We start from the raw sequence: 22,448 nt of genomic DNA on the forward strand, positions 1-22,448 counted from the left end.
TTCACACTTTTCCTGGAATTGCCTTATGGCCTGAGATAGGCGTAGCCCTGGCGTTGCAATTCGGCGAGCTTGACGACGCCGCCCCTGTCGGCTGCATGGAAGCCGTCGAGCAGGTCGGCCAGGCCGATATCCATGCCGTGCATGGTGTTGGCGCAAGCGTGCGGGCTAAGCCCATCCTGGACAAGGCCGGCGAACCGCCCGGAAATGGCGGCCGATATGCCCTTCGACTTGAAGGCGGCAAGTGCTGGGCCGTGCACGACAAGCGCGATGTCGACCTTGCCGTCGGTGCCTTCGAAGTGGTTCTTGATGTTGCCGAGCACGAAATTGACCTTGTCGAGGTCGCTGAGATGATAGGCGACCTTTTGCCTTTCCTCTTCGGCAGCCGCCGGCTTGACTTCACTAGCTGCGGCCTTGATGGGGCGCAGCCCGAAAAGCCCGGCGGCCCCGGCAAGACCGACGCGGAAAATATCGCGGCGTCGCATGGCTTCATCTCCCATTTATCCGGCCGGCGCAAATTGCGTGGCCTCGGCCTCAATCCTAGCATAAATTGAAGCCACGTCTTGTCGGGGCAGGGGGAGCCAGCATGATATCAAGGACCGTGATGGGCGCCGGAGTTGGGGTTGCCTTGCTTGCCGCCGTCGCCGGTGCTGCTTTCGCCGACGACACGCTCAAACTCACCGAGCTCAGCCCCGACGGCAAGGACGCTTGCTTCGGCCGCGTCTATGACGCCGCGCATCTCAAGTCGCATCCGCAGCAGAAGGTGACGCGCATCTTCTTCTATTACGGCCGCGATCCGGTCAGCCGGCCAAACGAGGAGCCAAGCGCCGGCATCGATTCCTCCTACAATGGCTTCATGGCGACGACGGTGCGCGGCGCCGAGGCGCCTGAATGGCTCGGCGGCTGGTGCAGTCATGAGTCGGAGGACGGCAAGACCGGCCCGATCCGCTGCGGCATGGACTGCGATCGCACCATGGCTTCGCTGAAGGTCGACGACAAAGGCCGGCTGATCGTCTCGGACGTGCAGCCCGACCTCTATCTCGACGCCGGATCGGAAGACGAGCTCGGCAAGGCGGAGTACGAAAGGCAGGCGCTGGGCAAGGACGACAACGGCTTCAGGCTCGACCCGATGCCGGCCGCCACCTGCAAGGCGGAGTTCGCGCGCATCGACCCGATCGACCCGGCCCTTGGCCCGCCATTGCGCGAGCGGCTGAAGCCGGACCAGCCCTTCTGCTACGGACGCGACTACGACGCCGCGCATCTCGGCTCGCATCCAGACCAACTGACCCAGTCGATCAGGGTGTTCCGCGGACCGGTCGAGCTGGCGTCTTTCGCCAAGGAGGGCGATCCGGCCAATTGGCCAAGCGGCGCCGATATCGCCGTTTCGGTTACCACGCGGCAGAAATCGGCCAAGGTCACGCAGGTCTACAACTGCCAGGGCGAGGGCGACCAATGGCGCTGCGCGGCGAGCGCGAAGACGGGTGCTGCCTCCTGCGATATCGCGCAAAAGGAGGTCTTCCTTCGCCGCGGCGCCAACGGCACGATGATGCTGGCCAACCCGAACAGCGGCCTGCCGATCATCGATTTGTGCTCGGCGGAGGACGACACCAGCTCCGACGACAAGGTCTACCGGCTGGAGCCGATGCCGCAGGCTGCCTGCGGGCTTTAGCAGTTCAGAGACGCGATGCCGGCGAGACAGCACCCCCCCTCTGTCCTGCCGGACATCTCCCCCTCAAGGGGGGAGATCGGCAGCTTCACCGACAGCGTTCTTCTTTGAAGATTGGCGAAAGCCAAAGCGACATCCAATCTCCACCCTTGAGGGGGAGATGTCCGGCAGGACAGAGGGGGGTGCTGTCCCGCCGATCTCAAGGTTTTGGATGGCGGCGTCCCGCCGCCACCTCACGCAAAGGGCACGGCCGTCGTGCCCTTGGGCAGTTTCGCCTCGTCGTCGGGCTCGACATGGATGATGACGCGGACGGAAGGGATCTCTGCCTGCAGCGCGTCCTCGATGCGGTCGCAGATGACGTGGCTGGCGCCGACCGACATGTCGGCGTCGACGACCAGGTGGAACTCGATGAAGGTGGCGCGGCCGGCGATGCGCGTCTTCAGGTCGTGGACCTCGAGCGCGCCCTTGCAATTGGCCGAGATGATGTCGCGTATGCGGATATGTTCCTGGGTGTCGACGGCGCGGTCCATCAGCCCGTTCATCGACGAGCCGATGACGTGCCAGCCCTGCCACAGAATGTTCAGCGCCACGATCACCGCAAGAGCTGGATCGAGAACCTGCCAGCCGGTCAGTACGGCGCCGACCAGGCCGATGAACACACCGACCGAGGTCGCCACGTCGGTCATGATGTGCCTGCCGTCGGCAACGAGAGCCGGCGATTTTTCGCTTCGGCCGGTGCGGATCAGCGTCAAGGCCCAGACGGCGTTGATGACCGTTGCGACGCCATTGACGGCAAGGCCGGTCCATGGCTGTTCCAGCGGCGCAGGATGCTGCCAGGACCACCAGACCTCATTGAGGATCAGCAAGGCGGCAAGCACGATCAGCACGCCTTCGAGGACGGCCGAGAAATACTCGGCCTTGTGGTGGCCGAACGGATGGTCCTGGTCGGCTGGCTTGTAGCTGACCTGGATCGCCCAATAGGCGGCGGCCGAGGCAATGACGTTGACGATCGATTCCAGCGCGTCCGAATAAAGCGCGACCGAACCGGTGACGTACCAGGCCACCAGCTTCAGGCCGAGCACGACGCAGGCGACGACGATCGACCAGAAGGCGAGGCTGGCGACCTTCTGCCTGGCGGCGGCTTTGATTTCTGCCGCGGTCACTGGGGAAAAGATCCCAACGCTGAGCCCTCGAATTAAGCGGCCTTTTCCTTGGCCTTGCGCGGCAGGTGCGCGACAATGTTCTCGATGATGCGCATGCCGGCATTGTGGCCGAGCGTCATGATCGACTCCGGGTGGAACTGCACTGCGGCGATCGGCTCCTTGCGGTGCTCGAAGGCCATGATGATGCCGTCCTCGGTCTCGGCGGTGACGACAAAACCATCGGGCAGCCGCACCGGATCTGCAAAGATCGAATGATAGCGGCCGACCGTCACCTCCTTGGGCAGGCCGGAGAAGATGATGCCCGGCTTCGACACGCGGATGCGCGACGGCTTGCCATGCATCGGGATGTGCAGTTGGCGCAGCTCGCCGCCATAGGCCTCGGCCAGCGCCTGCAGCCCGAGGCAGACGCCGAAGATCGGCAGGTCGCGCGCACGGGCCCGCTTGATGGTGGCGGCGCAGTCGAAGTCCTTCGGCGTGCCGGGGCCGGGCGACAGCACGACCAGGTTTGGCTTCAGCCGGTCGAAGATCTCGTCCGGCACCGGCGTGCGCACCGTCGAGACGTTGGCGCCGGTCTGGCGGAAATAGTTGGCGAGCGTATGGACGAAACTGTCCTCGTGGTCGACCAGCAGGATGTTGACGCCGTCGCCGACACGCGCGGTGCTGCGTTCGGTGCTGGCGGCATTGCCTGATTTGGCGTCGCGGATGGCGGAGAGCATGGCGGATGCCTTCAGTTCGGTTTCGGCTTCTTCTTCCTCGGGAATGCTGTCGAAGAGCAGCGTGGCGCCGGCGCGCACCTCGGCGATGCCGTCCTTGATGCGAATGGTGCGAAGCGTCAGGCCGGTGTTCATGTCACCGTTGAAATTGACCATGCCGATCGCCCCGCCATACCAGGCGCGCGGGCTCTTCTCGTTCTGCTCGATGAAGCGCATGGCCCATAATTTCGGCGCGCCGGTGACGGTGACCGCCCAGGCATGCGACAGAAAGGCGTCGAAGGCGTCCATGCCTTCGCGCAGCCGCCCCTCGATGTGGTCGACGGTGTGGATCAGGCGGGAGTACATTTCGATCTGGCGGCGGCCGATGACGCGCACCGAGCCCGGCTCGCAGACCCTCGACTTGTCGTTGCGGTCGACGTCCGAGCACATGGTGAGTTCGGATTCGTCCTTCTTCGAATTGAGCAGCTTCAGGATCTGCTCGCTGTCGGAGATGGCGTCGTCGCCGCGCTTGATGGTACCGGAGATCGGGCAGGTCTCGACGCGGCGGCCGTTGACGCGCACGAACATTTCCGGCGAGGCGCCGATCAGATATTCGCCCTCGCCGAGATTGATGAAGAAGGAATAGGGCGAAGGGTTGATGCTCTTCAGCTTGCGGGAAATCTCGGAGGGCTGGGTTTCGCAGCGTTCGTAGAACATCTGCCCCGGCACCACTTCGAACAGGTCGCCGCGCTCGAAGCTCTTCATCGCCTTGCGCACCAGCTTGGCATATTCGCCGGGCTCGTGGTCGCCGCGCGGCGGGATGCGGTCGGCGGTCCTGAACGGCTCGACGATTTCGTCGCGCGGCAGGCCTTCGGTCGAGAAGCCATCGCCGGAATAGTCGTAGCGGTCGGTCCAGGCCTTGGTCGAATAATGGTCGACGACGAGGATCTCGTCGGGCAGGAACAGCACGAGGTCGCGCTGGCTTGGCTTGCGCTCGAGCTTGTAGTCGACCGGATCGAACTGGAAGGCGAGATCGTAGCCGAAGGCGCCATAGAGGCCGAGATTGGCGTCTTCCTCGGTCTTGAACAAAGCGGTGATGGCGCGCAGCACGGTGAAGACGGAGGGAACGCGGCTGCGTTCCTCTTCGGTGAAGACACGGCCGGGCCTGGCGACCTCGAGGCGGATGAGTTTATTCGACGTCTCGGCGATCGTGACATCGTCAAGGCCGGCAAGCACCGTGCCGATCACCGGCAAAAGCACCTCGCCGCGGCGGTTCAGCGCCTCGATGCGCATGGCGCGGCCGCGTGCCGAGATCACCAGCGGCGGATCGATGATGGCGGTATCCCAGCGCGTATAGCGGCCAGGATATTCGTAATTCGAGGAGAACACGGCGCCGCGGCGCGAATTCAGGCCATCGACATAGCCGTCGATCGCCCCCTCGTAAGGCCGGTCATGGCGCTGGCGGGTAATCGCCACGCCACCCGCCGTGACGAAGCGCTCGGCGCCATTCTCCAGAATTTTCGTCGTCATTGCCGTCTCCATCAGCGTCTTTGGGGCAACGGACCCGGGAATGGCTTGAAAAAACAAATGGCCGCCCGGACATTCCGCTGCGGCCACCCTCTATTGTCACGCGAACGCGTTCGAACAGGCCGCTGTCAGCGAGCCCACCACCAAATGGTCTTGATCGAACGCATATTCATGGCGAAATCCATAGCCGCGAAAAGCGGTATGCGCAACAGGTTTGAAAGTCTGTGGGGTGGCTGCCGCTTTCGCAACCCATGGCACATGGCCAAGACCGGCAGTCCTGCCTAGACTCTGCATCAAACAGCAGGAAGACGGGAAAACATCAAATGACCCAGCAGTTCGACCGCGCACGGACGTTCCATTCCCTCCATGTCAAGGGAAACCCGATTGTCCTCTACAATGCCTGGGACCCAGGCTCCGCCAAGATCATCGAGAAAGCAGGGGCCAAGGCCATCGCCACCGGAAGCTGGCCGGTCGCGGCCGCTTTCGGATTCGCCGATGGCGAGAAAATCCCGTTGGAACTGGCGCTCGAAAACATCAAACGCATCGTTGCGGCGGTGGATGTGCCGGTAACCATGGACCTCGAGGGGGGTTACGGGGTCGCTCCGGAGGTTGTCGCCCGCAGCGTGACGCTCGCCGTGCAGGCTGGAGCCGTCGGCTTTAATTTCGAGGATCAGATCGTCGGCGGCAGTGGGCTGCACGACATCGCCATACAGGTGAGGCGGATCGAAGCGGCTGCAGCGGCGGTGAAGACGTCGGGTATTCCGGCCTTCATTAACACCCGAACCGACATTTTCCTGAAGACTAAACCGAGTGCGCACGACAAGGCTCTTCTCGATCAGGCGATCGAGCGGGCGCACGCCTACGAAAGGGCCGGAGCGCATGGCTTCTTTGCGCCTGGGCTTGCCGATGAAGGCCTGATCGAGGCGCTCTGCGAGGCAACGGCATTGCCGGTCAACATCATTGCCCTGGCGCATGTGCCGCCGCGCCAGAGGCTTGCCGAACTCGGCGTCGCCCGCGTGAGCCATGGTCCGGTGCCGTACCGGCAGATGGCCGAATGGCTGGAGGCCAAGGCGCGACAGGCGATTTCGGGGTAGCCTGGCGGGGTGCGTCAGTCGTCCAGCGTTCCCGACCTTGCATCGGCGCTCGTCCCGTCGCCGACCAGCTTCAAGAGGTCTTCGCCGGCGCGGATGATGCGGCGGGAACGCCGCGTCAGGATGAGGCCAGCCTGCGGCGCCAACACTTCCGTGCGGCCGTCGGGCTCGCCGGGCGCGTGGACGATGGTGGCAAGGCGCGCACCCTTGGCGACGCGGTCGCCCGGCTTCACGTCGTAAAGGATCGCGCCCGAGCGGGGCGCCGGCATCATCTCGATGTTTTCGAGCGGCGCGACGAGCCCAACGAAGCTGCCAGGCGCGGGCAGCGCCTGGTCCTGGATGACGCCGCGCGCCACCAGCAGCCGGTAGAGCCCTTCGGCATCGGCGCCGGCGTGGGCGCCGTCGACATCGAGTATGCCGCGATATTCGACGGTGGTGGCGACGCGCCGGTCGAGGCACGCGACGTCGGCGGGAACGTTCTGATACGGCATGATCGAGGCGCCTTCGAAGGTGCCGTCGGGGTCTTCGTCCCACAGCATCACCGCATCGACGCCCATGGCCGCTGCACAATCCGCCATGGCCGGCCACAGGCTGGTGTGGACGTAAAGATAGGCGAGGCCCTCATCGTCGCAATGCAGGTCGAGCACGATGTCGTGGCCGATGGAGAGCTGCAGCAGCCGCGTTTTCAGCCGCTGGTCGACCGTGCCGTGCGCCGGCAGCAGCGTGAGGTCGGGCGCGGCGAGCCGCGGAAAGCCGCGATTGAAATTGGTGCGCGTGCCTAGATGAAAGCGGCCCTGATGGTCGCCGTAAAGATATTGCGCGCGGCCGATCGGATTAGCCCAGGGCACGATGGTCATATTGCCGGTGATGCGGCCTTCGGCTTCCGCCTTGCTGAGCATCGGCATCAGCGTGTCGATGGCGACGACGCCCGGCAATTCGCCGGCATGAAGTGCCGCCTGCAGATAGACGGAAGGCGCCGTCTTGTCCGTTCCGGCGAAGCGGAAGACGGGGAATTCGTAGGAAACGCCTTCGCTGTCGCCGGCGACGCGTTCGATGGACTTCTGCATGGGATGCCTCCGGGAGAAGAGGCGGAACACATGCCCTTTTGCCGCTGGGCTGTCGATTGGTCCAGCCGGCGCCGCCATGGGCGCACGATTCTACCCGGCCGTCACACCAGCGGCTTGAGTTCCTGGGCGATGGTCGGCAGAAGCTCCGAGACATTCGGGTGGATGTGCACGGCGCGCGCCAGCGTGCTGACCGGCGCCTTGGCATACATCAGGTCGAGCACGCAGTGCACCGCCTCGTCGCCGCCCGGGCCGAGCACCGAACAGCCGAGGATCTCGTTGGTGTCGGCATCGACCAGGATCTTCATGAAGCCTTGCGTCTCACCTTTTTCGACTGCACGGCTGACGCGGGTCATTGGCCGCTGGCCGACCAAGGCGCGGCGGCCGGATTTCCTTACCGCGGCTTCGGTCATGCCGCAGCGGCCGAGTGGTGGGTCGATATAGAGCGCATAGGCCTCGATGCGGTCGCTGACCTTGCGCGGATCGTTGTCGAGCAGGTTGGCGGCGACGATCTCGTAATCGTTGTACGAGGTGTGGGTGAAGGCGCCCTTGCCGTTGCAGTCGCCCATCGCCCAGATGCCGGGCACGCTGGTGCGCAACTGGTCGTCGACGACGATGAAGCCGCGTTTGTCGACCTCGACGCCGGCTTTGTCGAGGCCGAGATCGTCGGTGTTTGGCGTGCGGCCGAGCGCCAGCAGCACATGCGAGCCGACCGCAGCCGCCTTGCCTGGCGAGAAGGTCACGGCGATTTCGTTGCCTCGCCTGGCGAAGCGGATGTCGTCGGCGCCGAGATGGACGGCAATGGCTTCGTTTTCGAGGATCGACAAAATGGCGTCCGAGACATCCTCGTCCTCGCGACCGATCAGACGCGGGCTTTTTTCGATGACCGTGACTTCGGAACCGAAGCGGCGGAACATCTGCGCGAATTCGAGCGAGACATAGCTGCCGCCGACAACGATGAGATGGCGCGGCAGCACGTCGAGATCCATCATCGAGGAATTGGTCAGGTAAGAAATGCCGTCGATGCCGGGCAGGTCGGGCACCGAGGCGCGGCCGCCGGTGTTGAGGAATATCTTTTCGGCGCTCAGCAGATCGTCGCCGACGCGCACCGTGTTGGCGCTTACGAAGCGCGCATGGCCGCGATAGAGCGTGCATTTGTCCATGCCGGCAATCCAGTCTTCGAGATTGCCGCGGGCGTCGTTGGAGACCTTGTCCTTGCGCGCCTTGATCGCCTTGTAGTTTACGCCGACGGGACCGGATAGCGTCACCCCGTAATCCGCGGCGGAGCGGGCGAGATGCGCGGCATAAGCGCTTGCCACCATCGTTTTGGTCGGCGTGCAGCCGGTGTTGACGCAAGTGCCGCCGACCAGCTTTCGCTCGATCAGCGCCACGCTCATGCCGGCCGCATTCAGCCTGCCGGCGAGCGGTGGGCCGGCCTGCCCGGCACCGACGATAATGGCGTCGAATGTCTTTGCCGTCATGCCACCGCCGCCACGATCAGAAGCCCGCCGACGATCGCCACAGCGTCCTCGATGAAGGCGGCCGGCGGGTCCTTGCCGAAGGCGGCGGCCAGGCGTTTACGCGCCTCGGCGCCGCCCAGCGTGCCGATCACCGCGCCAACGGCGCCGGCGATCAGGCCGCCGATGATGGCGCCACCGGTGGCGCCGATCACCGCGCCGGTGAAAGCGCCCAAGACGATACGCGTGCCGAATTGCTGCGGCACCTTGCGGCTCGGCGCCGAGGGCAGCTGGTCGGTGACCAGTTCGGCGATGGCCAGGATGGTGAAGATGCCGACGGCGATCCAGTGGCCCATGAAGCTCGCCCAGGTGTCCGCGACCGGCAACCAGCCAAGCCAGGCGCCCCAGGCGACGGCGGCGGGCGCGGTCATGGCGCGAAGCCCGGCAACGATGCCAATCAGGAGTGCAAAAATGTACAGCATGATTGATCCCCTCGATGGCCGGCTTGGGACAGGTCCGAGAGGGCAAGCTACCATAGGTCCGGTATTTGACCAGAGGTGGTGTCGCCGCCGGCGCTTCCGTTTTTTCACCACTTGTGCTTTGGCAAAGTTGAAACTGGAGTTGCAGCCATGGCCGGAAGCGAACGCATGAAAATGGCGGCGGGCGAGTGGTATTGCTGCCTCGATCCGGAACTGGAGGCGTTGCGCATCACGGCGCGAGACGCGGTGTTCGAGCACAACAGCCTGCCACCCCGGCAGCGTGGCGATATCGGGCCTGGATTGCGGACGCTGCTCGGCGCTGCGGGCGAGGGCGCCCGGATCGAGGCGCAGTTCCACTGCGCCTATGGCTTCAACATCTTTCTCGGCGACCGCGTTTTTCTCAATGCCGGCTGCATCATTCTCGACACGGCGCCAGTGCGCATCGGCAAGGGAACGCTGCTCGGCCCGAATGTGCAGATCTATTGCGCCGAGCACCACAAGGAGGCTGCCGGGCGACGGACAGGGCTGGAGATCGCCAAGCCGGTCGAGATCGGCGACAATGCCTGGATCGGCGGCAGTGCCGTCATCCTCGGCGGAGTCAGGATCGGCGATGGCGCCATCGTCGGCGCCGGTGCTGTGGTGACGCGCGACGTGGCGGCGAACACCACGGTGGTCGGCAATCCGGCACGGGTAATCAGCAACAACTGAGCACCGTGCTTCTGTCGCCGGTCACGTCCTCGTTCTGATGGACATGGGGGCGGCTATGTCACTTGGCCGGAGGTGGATGCAACCGTGTGTCGAGCGCAAACGCCTCCTGGGTCTTCATGGCGTATGCCCCTCTGGCGAGGCTCGCGTCGAAGATCAGGTTCCAGCTACGCTGCGATACCGCGCTCGGAATCACCACGAACCGGTGCCGTTGCAGAAGATCGTCGCCAAACGCCTGTTGCCCGGAGCTCGGAATGCCCGGGCGCAACCAGTTGGGGTTGGGCACGGCGGCGGGGTCGACGATATGCACATCCGCGACATCGCTGACGATCGCTGCCGTCATGACATGCGCTATCGTGTCGAGCGCCCTGAAGCCCTTATGAACCGCAACCTCGAGGATCGCAGTCGACGGATCGATCGAGCAGTAGACGGCGCGCACGCCCTTGCTGTTCCAGCGTCCGCCCACCCTGTATGCGCCCTCGCCACTGTCCCATGTAGGCGCAAACGCGGCTTGATCGAGGCGCCATCCGATGAGGTCGGAGCCACCAAGCGCCGCCGGCAGCGGCGTCATGCATAAACGCCATATTCAAGCCGTTCCAGATAGTCTTCTACAAGCTCGATCCCCGCCGGCGTCGCCAGAAGGTCGATTGGACGACGCTGGTCGAGCCCAATCGCCGGGCGCTCCAGCCATTGCTCTGCCTCCGCCTGCGAACCGAACACGTCGGTCGCTTTCGACAGGATCTCCGCGAACTTCCAGGTGCGTCCGCTCTGGTCCTGACTGAGAGGCTTGGACGGAGCATCCTTGCGGCGCTGGTAGGTGCGCAGGCTCATGCCGACGGCCTTCTCCAGCGAATCGGTCTTCTGGATGAAGACGAGTTGCCCGATAAGATGGTCCAGCGCTGAAGCCGGCAGGCCGTGCAGAAGCAACTCGTGGGCATCCAAAGCGCTGCTGAGGCGCCTTGCCAGAATGCGGCTGCCGCCTAGCAATTTCGCCACCTTCTGAAGTTCATTGTTTTTTGCTGCTGGCGCAGCCTTTTCCAATGCCATCGCCACGGCGAGCCCTCTTCGCGTCATCTGTCGCTTTAATATATGACAGATGACGCAGAGCCTTTCAAGCACGACAGGATCGAGAGCAGGGCAATCGCTTCGAGAGAAAAGATAGCCTACTCGGGCCAGATGGCAGTCCAACGTCGGCACTGAAGCGATTGCCCTGGAATCGAGCGCGAGCCGAATTTCACCTCGGCATGTGCGCCACGCGCTCCTCCTGAGCACTCTTCGAGAATTCGCGCCGGTACTGCGCCGGCGAGGTTCTGAGGCGCGCTGCGAAATGCTGGCGCAGCGAGGTAGCGCTGCCGAAGCCGGCCTCGAAGGCAACCGTGTCCATCGATTTTTCCGTTGCTTCCAGCAGCCGTTGCGCCAGCTGGACGCGCTGGTCGGTCAGCCAGTCGCCGAAACTGGTGCCGATCGTTTTCTGGAAACGGCGCGTGAACGTCCGGCGGGTGAGGCCGGCGTGACCGGCAACGCTGTCCAGACTGTGCGGCTCACCCAGGGTTTTGCGCACCGCTTCGAGAGCTTGGGTGAAGCGGTCCGCATTGCCGGTCCTGGCGATGGGACGTTCGATGAATTGCGCCTGCCCGCCCTGCCTGTGCGGAGAAAGCACGATCTGCCGGGCAAGGCGAAGTGCCGCCTCCGCGCCGTAACGAGCCCGTACGACGTGCAGGCAGCAGTCGAGCCCGGCGGCGACGCCGGCGGATGTCACGACATCGCCATTGTCGATGTAGAGCACTTCCGGTTCGACGAGAATGTCGGGATAGAGTTCCTGCAGCTGATCCGCGTAGGCCCAGTGCGTCGCCGCTCGCCGCCCCGAAAGCAGTCCGGTCGCCGCAACAGCGAACGTTCCCAAGCACAGTCCGACGATCAGCGCGCCGCGCTCGTGCGCGCCAAGCAACGCGTCGATCAATGCCGCTGGAGGCGAGCTCCCGAGATCTTTCCAGCTTGGCACGATGACGATGTCGGCGTCATCGAGCGCGGAAAGCCCGTGCGGGACGCTGATGGTCAGCCTGGCATCGGTGCGGATCGGCCCGTCCTCAATCGCGCAGACCCGGAAGTCGAAGCGCGGCAGGCCGAGCTCCGTGCGATCCGCGCCGAACACGAGACACGGCACGGAGAGATGAAACGGGCTGATGCCATCGAAGGCGATGGCGGCAACGGCAGGATCGGTCATGGGAGCTCCAGCAACGGGTGAGGCCGATTGTCCCAATTCTTTCGAATAATGTCAATCGGGACACTTTTTGCAATCCGGTGCCGAGCTTATCGTCCACCCATCAATGTCCAACGGGAAAGGAAACCCCATGTCGCAACCAGCCAAAGGCAAAGCTCCACGCCGCGCCCTCATCGTCATCGATGTTCAAAACGACTATGACGGCGGCAATCTCGCCATCCAGCATCCGCCCTTCCGCGACAGCGTCGTCAATGTGGCGCGAGCGATGGATGCGGCCACCGAGGCAGGCGTCAAGGTGGTGGTCATCAAACAGTTGGCGCCGGAAACCTCACCGGTCTTCGCCAAGGGCAGCCATGGCGCCGAGTTGCACCCGGAAATCGCCAGGCGAAACCGTGACCACTACATCGAAAAGAACTTGCCCAGCGCCTTCACCGGCACGGACCTCGAGGAGTGGCTGCGCGCCAACTCTATCGATACGATCACGGTCATCGGCTACATGACGCATAATTGCGACCTGTCGACGGTCATCCACGCCGTGCATATGGGTTTTGAGGTCGAGTTCCTGTCGGACGCAACGGGGTCATTGCCGTACGCCAACAGCGCCGGCTACGCTTCGGGGGAGGAAATCCATCGCGTGGTGACGATCGTCCTGCAGTCGCGCTTCGCGGCCGTTCTCAAGACCGCCGAGTGGATCGATTGTCTGAAGACCGGCGTGGTACCCCAGCACGACACACCCTATGCCTCCAACCAGCGCGCGCTGGCGCGAAGCGCGGCTTAGGGACGAGCTCGTCGCGAAGTCGCCAAAAGGGCGCCGCAGCGTTGCGGCGCCCTTTGCCGTTCAAGCGTTGATTATCCCTAAAACAGGCCTTCGATCTGGCCCATTTCGTTCAGGAAAATCTTTTCCGAGGATGGCGCTTTGGGCAGGCCGGGCATGGTCATCACCTCGCCGCAGATGATGACGACGAAGCCGGCGCCGGCAGACAGCCTGACCTCGCGCACCGGTACGGTGTGGCCGGTCGGCGCGCCGCGCAGATTCGGATCGGTGGAGAAGGAATATTGCGTCTTGGCCATGCAGACCGGCAAATGACCGTAGCCGGCGTGCTCCCAGGCGTGGAGTTGGTCGCGCACCGATTTGTCGGCGATCGCTTCGGAACCGCGATAGATGCGCTGGACGATGGTGTTGATCTTCTCGAACAGCGGCATGGCGTCGGGATAGAGCGGGGCGAATTGCGACGCGCCGGATTCGGCCAACGCCACGACTCTTTTGGCCAGTTCCTCGATGCCGGCCGATCCCTGAGCCCAGTGCTTGCACAGGATCGCCTCTTCGCCCATCGAGGCAACGTAGTCCTTCATCGCCTGGATCTCGGCCTCTGTGTCGGAGTAGAAATGGTTGATGGCGACCACAGCCGGCACACCGAACTGACGGATGTTCTCGATGTGGCGGCCGAGATTGGCGCAGCCCTTCTTGACCGCCTCGACGTTCTCCTTGCCGAGGTCCTCCTTCTTGACGCCGCCATTCATCTTCATGGCGCGAACCGTGGCGACGATGACCGCCGCGGCGGGCCTCAGGCCGGCCTTGCGGCATTTGATGTCGAAGAACTTTTCGGCACCGAGATCGGCGCCGAAACCGGCTTCGGTGACGACGTAGTCGGCAAGCTTCAGCGCCGTCGTCGTGGCAACGACGGAGTTGCAGCCATGCGCGATGTTGGCGAAGGGGCCGCCATGCACGAACGCCGGGTTGTTCTCCAGCGTCTGCACGAGATTGGGCTGCATGGCATCCTTCAAGAGTACGGCCATGGCGCCGTCGGCCTTGAGGTCGCGCGCATAGACGGCCGACTTGTCGCGACGATAGGCGACGATGATGTCGCCGAGGCGCTTTTCCAGGTCCTTCAGGTCGGTCGACAGGCACAGGATGGCCATGACTTCCGAGGCGACTGTGATGTCGAAACCGGCCTCGCGCGGGAAACCGTTGGCGACGCCGCCGAGCGAACAGATGATCTCGCGCAGCGACCGGTCGTTCATGTCCATAACGCGGCGCCAGACGACACGGCGGGTGTCGATGCCGAGCTCGTTGCCCCAATAGATGTGGTTGTCGATCAGCGCCGACAGCAGATTATGCGCGGTGGTGATGGCGTGGAAATCGCCGGTGAAGTGGAGGTTCATGTCCTCCATCGGCACGACCTGCGCGTAGCCACCGCCGGCGGCACCGCCCTTGACGCCGAAATTCGGTCCGAGCGAAGCCTCACGGATGCAGACGATGGCCTTCTTGCCGAGGCGGTTGAGGCCATCGCCCAAGCCCACCGTCGTCGTCGTCTTGCCTTCGCCGGCCGGTGTCGGGTTGATGGCGGTGACGAGGATCAGCTTGCCATGCTTGTTGCCCTTCACCGACTTGATGAACTCGGCCGAGATCTTCGCCTTGTCGTGGCCGTAGGGCAGAAGATGTTCGCTCGGAATGCCGATCTTCTGGCCGATCTCCTGGATCTGCTTCTTCCTGGCGCCGCGCGCGATCTCGATGTCGGACTTCACTTCGGCCATGGACGACTTCCCTCTGAATTGGACGGATTTGACTAGTGTGGTCGCAAGAATAGCCCGGCATTGCAGGCGCGGGCATGTTCTACCCCTGTCGCTGCCGCGGCGTCAACTTTCATGCAACTATGTTTCCTACGAAGAAAATGCCTCTGCGGCCGGCTGCCCTGCTACAGGTTCTTTTCGCGCCGGTTGCCGCGCCGTATAGAAGCCAGAGCAGGCGCGGTTCCGCCGTCTCAAAACAGCCGCGTAATACGCGAAAAGCGACAGAAGCAACGGCGCAAATTCACCAGCGCCGGCTGTGCGGGACGATCCGCTACTGCGTCAGCACGTTGCTGATCTCGACCATGTTCGAGCGCACCCTGAGTATGTAAAACCCCATCGTCGTCAGATGTGTCGGCAACAGCCAGCCGTCCTCGCGGCCATTGGCGATGATGAAGGGCTGGATGCGCAGCGCCGAGACGAATTGCGCGTCCATCGTATCCCACAGGTTCTGCAGGTGCTTTTCCTTGATGACGTCCTCGAAGTCGGCCTGTGCGCCCTTCATCAGCCCGTAATAGGCATAGAGCTGGCCATAGGCGAACCAGAAGCGGTCGTCGGCGCGTGTGTCGAACCAGCCATTATTGTGGTTTTCGGCACGCTCCTTGAGGATCGCCGAGGTGGAACCGATATCGGACGAAATGCGGTCGATATACTGCTTGAGATTGTCGGCGCGGGCATCGAATGTCGCCTGGCAGGCTGCGAGGCGGGCGTTGAAGGAACGCAGCTTGCGCACCGCGTCGCGATAGTAGCTCGGCGTCGGCGTCTTGGGCCCGAACGGGTTCAAGCCGAAATACCAGGTTTCCTCATCGAACTGCAGATTGCCGCGGGCGTCCTGCAGGTCGGCGTCGATCTGCGAGGTGGTGCGGACGCGGCCGAGATTGTCGGCAAGCTCGGTCGCCGTGCGCCGCACCGCCTGGTTGATGCCGCGCTGGAACGACGCCTTGTTGTCCATGAACGGCGTGTGGTCCCAGTCGATGCCGAACAGGCCGAGCTTGTAGAGGATCATCGACGACACCCAGGCATTCTGGTTGACGTTGAAGTCGGTCAGGTCGGCAGCGACCTGGGCAATGGCTGAATTTCCGCAGGTCTTGGCCGTGTCGGTGCCGGCGCCGGCGGAAACCTGTTCACCGGCGGAGCTGTTGCGTTTTTCGAACGTGTATTTGTCGACGTAATTCGGGTCGAAATTGTTCCACCACTGGGTGGCGTAGAAGAAGTTGACATAGAGACCGATCAGCACGAGCACAGCCAGGCCGAGCACCGCCTTCAGGATCCAGCCGCGTTGCGTGTACCAGCGCCCCGCCCACAGGAACGGCCACAGGATCGCGCCGATGAGCAGGCCGATGCCGCGGCCAATCCACTGGAAAATCCGGGTGAAGAAATTCACGATCGGATCAAGCATGGCGATGTCACCCCCTCAGTCAGTCAAGCCGTAGAGGCGTGTGCGAAACGCCACCTTGTCCTTCAGATATGTGGTTTTCAGAACGTCCACAACATGCGATCGCCAGGCGTCGCTGAAGCCTTCATAGTCCCTGTAGAAGCCCGGCTTGTTGAAGACGTAACGCGAAACGAAGTCCTGCGGCACGAAGTCCGAGATCAGCTGGTTGGTCAGCCAGGCGTCGGGATGGTCCGGCTTGGCGCGGATGACCAGGAAGCGCTGCTGCGGGAACACGTCCTCGATCTTGAGATGGCCGAGCTGGGCGATCTCGCGCTTGGCGGCGTTGAGGAAGGGAAAATTGCCGTCCCTGGTGATCAGATCGGTATGGCCGTGGATCCAGGTCTGCAGCCAGACCTTGTCGACGTCGGTCAGATTGCGGTCGGGATCGGCGTCGCGGATCAGCGCGCGCACCACCATTTCGGCGCGATGCTCGAGATAACCGGAGGTTTCGATCCATGAGGCGCGCGGCAACTCGAGGCGGCCGGTCGAGGCGAGGAACTTGAATACCTTGTCGGCGTCGTGGATCGAAAGGTAGCTCACCTGCCATGGCCGCGAGCGGCGGAAGCCCGGCGCTGCCGGGTCGCTGATCACCGTCGTCACGTCGGGATCGACGAACACATAAAGTCCGCCGAAATGGCTGGTCCAATAGGCATTGTGGCGGAAGATCACCTGGTCCGGCACCAGCGCATTCTCGCGGATGTCGCCGCAGATCTTCGCCAGCTCGACCATGTGGGCAAGCATGGCGTTGTCGCGCCAGGCATCCGGTTCCTGCTTCAGCCGGTCGACCAGCTTGCCGAGTTCAGCGGCCTTGCCGAGCACATCCTCGGCCGACAGCACCTTGAATTCGACCTGATTGATCGACAGCAGGTCCTCGATGTCGTCGACCTTGGGGACCGAATCCTCGATCTCGCCGTAGATGACGTCCTTGATCGTCAGCGCATCGATGGCGCGCTGGTTCTTGGACATGAACTCGTACATCAGCAGCGAAGTGTTGGAGAACGCCGTGTGCACCACCGGCAGGTCGATCTGCGACGGCGTCAGGATGATGAAGCGACGGTTGACCTCGTTCGGATCGAGGTAGCTGTAGTCGCCGCATTCCTCGGCGACCTGCGGCGAGAAGCCAGTGCGATCGATCTCGAAGCTTTTCAACTTGGTCGGCTTCAAGCCGAACGCGACCATCGCCTTGTTGTAGCGCTGGATCAGGTGCGGCTCGTCGATCGTCAGCAGCCGGCCGTAGATCAGCTCGTTGTCGCGCAACAGATCGGGTTTCTTGGCCATTATTCCTTCTCCCCGTTCACGGGGAGAAGGTGCCCGAAGGGCGGATGAGGGGCGCGAACGCTCCTTCTCCCCTTGTGGGAGAAGGTGGCCGAGCGAAGCTCGGTCGGATGAGGGGTGTTCCAGCTTGACGAATACCCCTCATCCGTCGCCTTCGGCGACCCCTTCTCCCACAAGGGGAGAAGGGGGCGTCGGCGCATCTCACGCATTCCACAGCCCCTTTTTCTTCATATCCTCGATCTCGCGGACGGCACGCTCCCGCAGACGGGTGTCGCGGATCATCTTGGTCACCGCCGCATCATCGGACTTGTCGGAATAGCGGAACTCGGAATCCGCGTAGCGGTTGATCTCCTGCATGACCATGTCCATCGAGAATGGCCCGCGCAGCTCCTCGATCATGGCTTTCTTGTCGTCGTAACCCTTGTGCATGAAGGCTTCCGGCTTTTCGAACCACTCGTCCGGCAATTCGATGTCCATGGCGCGCATCTTGATGGCATCGGTGACGTTCTTGATGGCGCGACCGGTAAAGCGCGGCTCGGCATCCTTGATCATATGCAGATAAGTGCCGATGTCGGCCATCGTCTTTGGCGCGCCATTCTCCTTCATGTAGCGCTCATAGACCTTCATCAACCCGTCTTCCTGTGGCTTCTCATGCTCCTCGTAAGCTTCCATCACCGCGCGCTGGATCTCTTGCGCCACATAGAGCTTGTGGTCGCCGAGCGGGATCTTGTGGTTCTTGCCGGCGAGCAGAACGAAGATGTCGATGTAGTCGTCGCGGCTCTGCGGGCCGTCGACCAGCCAGCGCGCGCCGGCGCGCTGGCGTAGCGCGTCGTCGACGTTTTCGGGATAGTTGGAGAACATGCCGAACGAGCAGTTGCCGCGCACCACGGTCGCCGCACCTCCAAAGGCGTCCATCAGGACGCCGGTGATTTCCTGCTGGCCGGCCGAGGCGCGGTCGTCGGACCGGCGTGCCGCCACCTGGTCGATATCGTCGATGGTGCCGAAGCCGATGACGCGCGGGTTCAGCACATTGTTGATGAACTGGCGGCAGTTCTGGCCGGACTTGCCCTGGTAGGAGGAGATCTGGTCGACGCCGAAATTCTCGTAGGCGAAGGGATAACCGGCGACCTGGCAATAACCATTGAGAAGACCGGCGATCATCTGGATCAAGGTTGTCTTGCCGGTGCCGGGCGCGCCATCGCCGATAAAAGTGAACAGGAAGCCGCCGAGCTCGACGAACGGGTTCAGCTCGCGCTCGAAGTCATAGGCCATCAGCATCTTGGCAAGCTTGACCGACTGGTATTTGGCGATGTGGTTGCCGACGACCTCTTCCGGTTTTTTGAAGGTCATCACCAGCGGCTTTGCCCGCTTACCCGGCGCGACGTCGAAGCCGTCAAGGGTAAAATCGTCGACGTCGATGCGGATATGCGCGTTCTCGAACGGACCGATGCCGTCGAAGCGACCCTTTCGCGCCAACAGCCCGTCGATGGCGACGCGGGCAAAGGCGCGGGCGCGGGTCATCAGGTCGGCATCGTCCTTCGAACCCGCTATCGCCCTGTCGAGCCCGGCCACGATCGACTTCACCGCATCCTGTGGCGTGTCGAACAGAAAGTCCGGCTCGGGCGTGTCGTTCGGCGCCTCGCCGTCGCTGTCGATCAGCTGGAACAAATAGGAGGCAAGGCTGAAGGCGGAGATGTAGGCAGAGGCCGACAGCAGCTTCTTGAAGGTGGCAGCTTCATCGCCTTCGAGCGGCGCGCGGGCGTTTTTCGCCTGCAGACTTTCGAGGTCCGAGCCCTCGGCGAAGACATCCGATATGGCCAGCGCTATCGCTGTGCCGCGCCGGGCGCGAAACAACAGCGTGTGCTGCGGGATAGTCAGCAACTGGTCGTCGGAATGGACGGCGGCGACGGTTTTGGAGAGCTCGACCTCGCGCGTGCGGCGCACCGAGCCGACCGAGACGGTAGAGACGAAGCGGCGGTTGGTGCCGGCAAGCGCGGTGCCGGACTCGCGCGATGGGTCCTCCAGCACGACGATGCGAGTGATGAAACTTTGCGCAGTGGCACGGTGCTTTTCAATTGCCGCTTCCGGGATGGTGGTCAGGCCGGTGTCCATGGAGGATGCTCCGCGATTTGATGGTCAGACGTCGCTGATGACCTGCCCTTTGGACAGGATGTGGACCTTGTAGCCCGAAAAGATCTTCTGCGCCTCGCCGGCGGCATAGAGCGCCTGATAGGCCTCGTGCGGAATCAACGCATGGTTCTCATAGCTCGACACGCCTTGCCGCGCGGCCTCGAGATCGTCGGTATTGATGAAGAATTCCTGCGTCGTCTTTTCGCTCGAAAACAGCCCCTTGCGGCCTGGCTTTTCGGCCTTGGAAAAGACCTCCTGGATGGTCCAGGTCAGCAGCCAGGCGTTTTCCGGCTTGCGCACCTTGGCCAGCACTTCGCTCACCGTCGAATTGTTGTCGGTAATCCCTGCAGAATAGAACGGGCCGAGCACGACGCGACGCAGTTGCTTGGGATGCAGCGGCTCGAAATCCTTGTCGAGGTTGACCGCGATGGTCGCCGGCGACAGCGCGTAGGCGGAATTCTTCTCGGTGAAATCGTCGAAACGGTGGGCAAGCTCGGGATTGAGCAAGCCGTCGACCGGCAGCGGAATGTCGACCCTCTCATTAAGTTTGCCACTGGAGTCGACAAGCTGCCGGATCATGTCGTCCGAGGAATCCTCGACCGTCACCATATACACAAGCGGCAGGTTGGCGCTGCCGTCGAAGCAGGCCCAGTGGACCAGATAATAGGGGCGCAACGTCTTCGGATTGACCGACACCTTGACCGTCTGGGCCAGCGTGAACGGGCCGAAGGTGGTCTCGCTCTTGACGTCCTCGAGGTAAAGCCGCTCGGCCATCGACTTCTGCAGCGCTTCGGGAAATTCCTTGTGGCGCAGGATGAAGTCCGCCATTTCCTCGCGCAGCTCATCGGCCAGCGGAAGGTTGGCGAGGCGCGCATCGGCCTGGAGCCGGTCGTTCTCCAACTCGAGCAGGTTCTGGAAGACCGGAAAACCGCTTTCGGCGCGCGAGATGCGGAACGTCTCGGTGAAGCCCAGCCGGTTGCGCCAGCACGAGAACGACTTGTCGAGCCGCGCAATATATTCGGCGACGACCTTGGCGACGATGCCGTGCCGATAGAGCGGCGAGCGATCGTCGCGCATGAACACTTCGAGGCCGCCAAGTGCCGCCGTGATCGCCGAGAAATAGCGCGCCGCAGCTTCGTTTTCGGGGGTCATGCTGCCAGCCCTTGGGAGCAGTGCACGTGCAGCAATTACGATTGCACGTAATTTGCCGAATTGTGCTTCTTCATCACATCGTCGAAGCGGCGGGCGAAGGCATCGTCGGCGAGCTTCTTGCGGCGCTGGATGTCGGCGGTGGCGACCATGTTCTTCTCGTGCATTTCAAGCAGATCGCCGATGTGCTTTTGCGAGGCGGCACCAATGCCGGCCATGGTCTCTTCGGCGGTGTTGTCGACCTGGCTGCCCAGCGTGTTGATCTTGTGGGCGACATCCTGTTGGGCGGCGGTCTTCAGCGAATCTTCCAGCGCCTTGTACAGAACGATGCGCTGCTCGGTATCGATGGTCAGCTTGTTGATCAGCGTCGATTGCGCCGCGATCTGGTTGTTGAGCGAATCGACGAAGGTCTGGAACATCGAGGTGTAGCGCTCCAGCGTCTGGCTTTCGGCCAGCAATTCCTGCTCCTTGGCCTGCTTCTCGTTGTATTCCGTGGCCAGTTTCGAGCGTTCGCCTTCCAGCTGCGTGCGCACCTTCTGGCTGGTCGAGGCGGCGATCTTGTTCTCGATGTCGAGCAGCATCGGGTTGAGCTCCTCGATGCGCTTCTGCACGGTCTCGAGATTGGACATGGTGGTCTTGCGGCGCTCGATCACCTGCGACAGGCTGGCCTCGGAGGTCTTGTAGCGCGTGTCGAGAACCTGCTTCTGAGCCTTGAGGATGCCGACGATGGTGTCGGATTTCGCCAGCAGCTCCTGCAGATTGCCGGCCAGCGACATGTTGCGGACGCGGTCGGTGCGCAGGCGCTGCTTGCGCTGGCTGGAGAAGACACCGACGAAATTTTCCCAGCCGGTGTAGTTCTTCATGCTCTCGAATTCGGCGCCGAAGACGTTGGTGGCGTCCTCGAGGCCGATAATCAGGTCGGCGATATTGCCTTCCATCACCTTCTGCTGCTTCAGCACGTCCTCGATGCGGGCATTCTCGATGTCGAAATTGGCGTCGCCGATCTTCTTGTCGGCGGTGGCGAGCGTGTCGAGCACAGTACCGGACTGCTCGATCTTGGTGCGCATGTCCTCTACGACCTGCTTGGTCTTGGCAATCTCGGCATCGAAATTCTGCAATGTCGCCATTGGGGCCTCCCGCTTCGGCATCGGTTTCGTTTCGCAAACCGCCGCGAATATATGTGCCGGGTTTGGCGAATGAAAGACGGAAGACATGGGATTACAGGAAAACAAAAGAATTTCAGGAGGCCGACCGCAGGATAGTCAGGCAATGATTACGGTGTAACTGCCGTCCGGTCAGACACCGCTTCAACCGCGGCTGGACTTTAGGTCGGGAGCGACGCTCAGGGCTTGGGATCGGCCTTGAGGTAGGCGATGACATTGGCGATGTCGTCGTCGCTGGTCAGGCCGGAGAAGGCCATTTTGTTGCCGGGGACCTTCTGCCGCGGCGCCCGCAGGTATTCGGCGAGGTTTGCTTCGTCCCAGACCAGGCCGGCGGCGCCGGCGTCCTTCATCCCCTGCGAGTAGCGGCTGAGATAACTGTCCGCGGTGCCGGCGGTGCGGCCGACGACACCCAGCAGATGCGGGCCGACCTTGTCGTGGTCGCTCGTGGCCTCATGACAGGCCATGCATCTGTTGAAGACTTTCTTGCCGAGAGCGGCATCGCCGTCGGCATGCGCGGCAAGAGCGCCGGCGATGAGGAAAGCAGCGGCAGACGAAATGGCTCGAAGCATGGGAACTCCCCGACGGCTCTGGCTGAGAGGTTCTGAAATAGCAAGCAGGCCTTAAACAAGCGCCGCACGATGGCGCGATTGGTGAACGAATGTCGGC

20 protein-coding genes are annotated in these 22,448 nt (G+C 62.9%); 4 read left to right on the plus strand and 16 right to left on the minus strand.

What is annotated here, in order from left to right; genetic code table 11:
- Window positions 1-23 precede the first annotated feature (23 nt).
- Window positions 24-482 (minus strand): DsrE family protein, encoded by a 459-nt coding sequence (locus tag NKI17_RS11985; RefSeq protein ID WP_352456435.1) that lies wholly within the window; start codon window positions 480-482, stop codon window positions 24-26.
- A 101-nt stretch (window positions 483-583) separates the two neighbouring features.
- On the opposite strand from NKI17_RS11985, the gene NKI17_RS11990 reads away from it, so the two are divergent.
- Window positions 584-1,666 (plus strand): hypothetical protein, encoded by a 1,083-nt coding sequence (locus NKI17_RS11990; RefSeq protein ID WP_352568034.1) that lies wholly within the window; start codon window positions 584-586, stop codon window positions 1,664-1,666.
- Between the two features lie 230 nt (window positions 1,667-1,896).
- On the opposite strand, the gene NKI17_RS11995 is transcribed toward NKI17_RS11990, so the two are convergent.
- On the minus strand, window positions 1,897-2,826 hold the full coding sequence (locus NKI17_RS11995; RefSeq protein ID WP_502894484.1) for a cation diffusion facilitator family transporter: 930 nt from the start codon (window positions 2,824-2,826) through the stop codon (window positions 1,897-1,899).
- A gap of 32 nt (window positions 2,827-2,858) precedes the next feature.
- On the minus strand, window positions 2,859-5,048 hold the full coding sequence (locus NKI17_RS12000; protein ID WP_352568033.1) for an anthranilate synthase: 2,190 nt from the start codon (window positions 5,046-5,048) through the stop codon (window positions 2,859-2,861).
- A 320-nt stretch (window positions 5,049-5,368) separates the two neighbouring features.
- Between NKI17_RS12000 and NKI17_RS12005 the strand changes: the two genes are divergently transcribed.
- Window positions 5,369-6,139, plus strand: coding sequence for an isocitrate lyase/PEP mutase family protein (locus tag NKI17_RS12005; RefSeq protein WP_352568032.1), 771 nt, complete (start codon window positions 5,369-5,371; stop codon window positions 6,137-6,139).
- Window positions 6,140-6,153: 14 nt separating this feature from the next.
- Here the strand turns inward: NKI17_RS12005 and NKI17_RS12010 are convergent, their stop codons facing one another.
- The 3 genes from NKI17_RS12010 to NKI17_RS12020 form a co-directional block, all read right to left on the minus strand.
- Window positions 6,154-7,203, minus strand: a complete 1,050-nt coding sequence (locus NKI17_RS12010; RefSeq protein WP_352568030.1) for a M14 family metallopeptidase — start codon at window positions 7,201-7,203, stop codon at window positions 6,154-6,156.
- 101 nt (window positions 7,204-7,304) lie between these two features.
- Window positions 7,305-8,681: an FAD-containing oxidoreductase gene (locus tag NKI17_RS12015; protein ID WP_352568029.1), complete on the minus strand. Its 1,377-nt coding sequence runs from the start codon at window positions 8,679-8,681 to the stop codon at window positions 7,305-7,307.
- Window positions 8,678-9,139: a membrane protein gene (locus NKI17_RS12020; protein WP_023679520.1), complete on the minus strand. Its 462-nt coding sequence runs from the start codon at window positions 9,137-9,139 to the stop codon at window positions 8,678-8,680. The genes NKI17_RS12015 and NKI17_RS12020 overlap by 4 nt, the downstream gene beginning before the upstream one ends.
- A gap of 147 nt (window positions 9,140-9,286) precedes the next feature.
- Here NKI17_RS12020 and NKI17_RS12025 point away from each other — a divergent pair, with 147 nt between their 5' ends.
- Window positions 9,287-9,844, plus strand: a complete 558-nt coding sequence (locus NKI17_RS12025; RefSeq protein ID WP_023679519.1) for a sugar O-acetyltransferase — start codon at window positions 9,287-9,289, stop codon at window positions 9,842-9,844.
- A 58-nt stretch (window positions 9,845-9,902) separates the two neighbouring features.
- Here the strand turns inward: NKI17_RS12025 and NKI17_RS12030 are convergent, their stop codons facing one another.
- The 3 genes from NKI17_RS12030 to NKI17_RS12040 all read right to left on the minus strand — a co-directional run bounded on the left by NKI17_RS12030 (window position 9,903) and on the right by NKI17_RS12040 (window position 12,065).
- Window positions 9,903-10,412, minus strand: a complete 510-nt coding sequence (locus NKI17_RS12030; RefSeq protein ID WP_023679518.1) for an RES family NAD+ phosphorylase — start codon at window positions 10,410-10,412, stop codon at window positions 9,903-9,905.
- On the minus strand, window positions 10,409-10,888 hold the full coding sequence (gene parS, locus NKI17_RS12035) for a type II RES/Xre toxin-antitoxin system antitoxin (RefSeq protein WP_352638288.1): 480 nt from the start codon (window positions 10,886-10,888) through the stop codon (window positions 10,409-10,411). The genes NKI17_RS12030 and parS overlap by 4 nt, the downstream gene beginning before the upstream one ends.
- A 187-nt stretch (window positions 10,889-11,075) precedes the next feature.
- Complete coding sequence (locus tag NKI17_RS12040) at window positions 11,076-12,065, minus strand: helix-turn-helix domain-containing protein (protein ID WP_352690594.1); 990 nt, start codon at window positions 12,063-12,065, stop codon at window positions 11,076-11,078.
- Between the two features lie 127 nt (window positions 12,066-12,192).
- Between NKI17_RS12040 and NKI17_RS12045 the strand changes: the two genes are divergently transcribed.
- Window positions 12,193-12,840 carry a cysteine hydrolase family protein gene (locus NKI17_RS12045; protein ID WP_023679515.1) on the plus strand — a complete coding sequence of 216 codons (648 nt, stop codon included), beginning with the start codon at window positions 12,193-12,195 and terminating at the stop codon, window positions 12,838-12,840.
- 77 nt (window positions 12,841-12,917) lie between these two features.
- On the opposite strand, the gene NKI17_RS12050 is transcribed toward NKI17_RS12045, so the two are convergent.
- The 7 genes from NKI17_RS12050 to NKI17_RS12080 all read right to left on the minus strand — a co-directional run bounded on the left by NKI17_RS12050 (window position 12,918) and on the right by NKI17_RS12080 (window position 22,351).
- Window positions 12,918-14,597, minus strand: coding sequence for a formate--tetrahydrofolate ligase (locus NKI17_RS12050; RefSeq protein WP_352797240.1), 1,680 nt, complete (start codon window positions 14,595-14,597; stop codon window positions 12,918-12,920).
- A 307-nt stretch (window positions 14,598-14,904) separates the two neighbouring features.
- Window positions 14,905-16,029 carry a DUF2333 family protein gene (locus NKI17_RS12055; protein ID WP_023679513.1) on the minus strand — a complete coding sequence of 375 codons (1,125 nt, stop codon included), beginning with the start codon at window positions 16,027-16,029 and terminating at the stop codon, window positions 14,905-14,907.
- Between the two features lie 15 nt (window positions 16,030-16,044).
- Window positions 16,045-17,343 (minus strand): DUF6638 family protein, encoded by a 1,299-nt coding sequence (locus tag NKI17_RS12060; RefSeq protein ID WP_031212593.1) that lies wholly within the window; start codon window positions 17,341-17,343, stop codon window positions 16,045-16,047.
- A 198-nt stretch (window positions 17,344-17,541) separates the two neighbouring features.
- Window positions 17,542-19,452 (minus strand): AAA family ATPase, encoded by a 1,911-nt coding sequence (locus tag NKI17_RS12065; RefSeq protein WP_023679510.1) that lies wholly within the window; start codon window positions 19,450-19,452, stop codon window positions 17,542-17,544.
- A 24-nt stretch (window positions 19,453-19,476) separates the two neighbouring features.
- On the minus strand, window positions 19,477-20,622 hold the full coding sequence (locus NKI17_RS12070) for a hypothetical protein (protein ID WP_023679509.1): 1,146 nt from the start codon (window positions 20,620-20,622) through the stop codon (window positions 19,477-19,479).
- A 35-nt stretch (window positions 20,623-20,657) separates the two neighbouring features.
- Window positions 20,658-21,746, minus strand: a complete 1,089-nt coding sequence (locus tag NKI17_RS12075) for a hypothetical protein (protein ID WP_023679508.1) — start codon at window positions 21,744-21,746, stop codon at window positions 20,658-20,660.
- A 215-nt stretch (window positions 21,747-21,961) separates the two neighbouring features.
- A complete protein-coding gene (locus tag NKI17_RS12080) occupies window positions 21,962-22,351 on the minus strand; it encodes a c-type cytochrome (protein ID WP_023679507.1) in 390 nt (129 codons plus the stop codon).
- Window positions 22,352-22,448: the final 97 nt, after the last annotated feature.

It is taken from the genome of Mesorhizobium sp. M0816, from assembly GCF_040320005.1.
GTDB lineage: Bacteria > Pseudomonadota > Alphaproteobacteria > Rhizobiales > Rhizobiaceae > Mesorhizobium.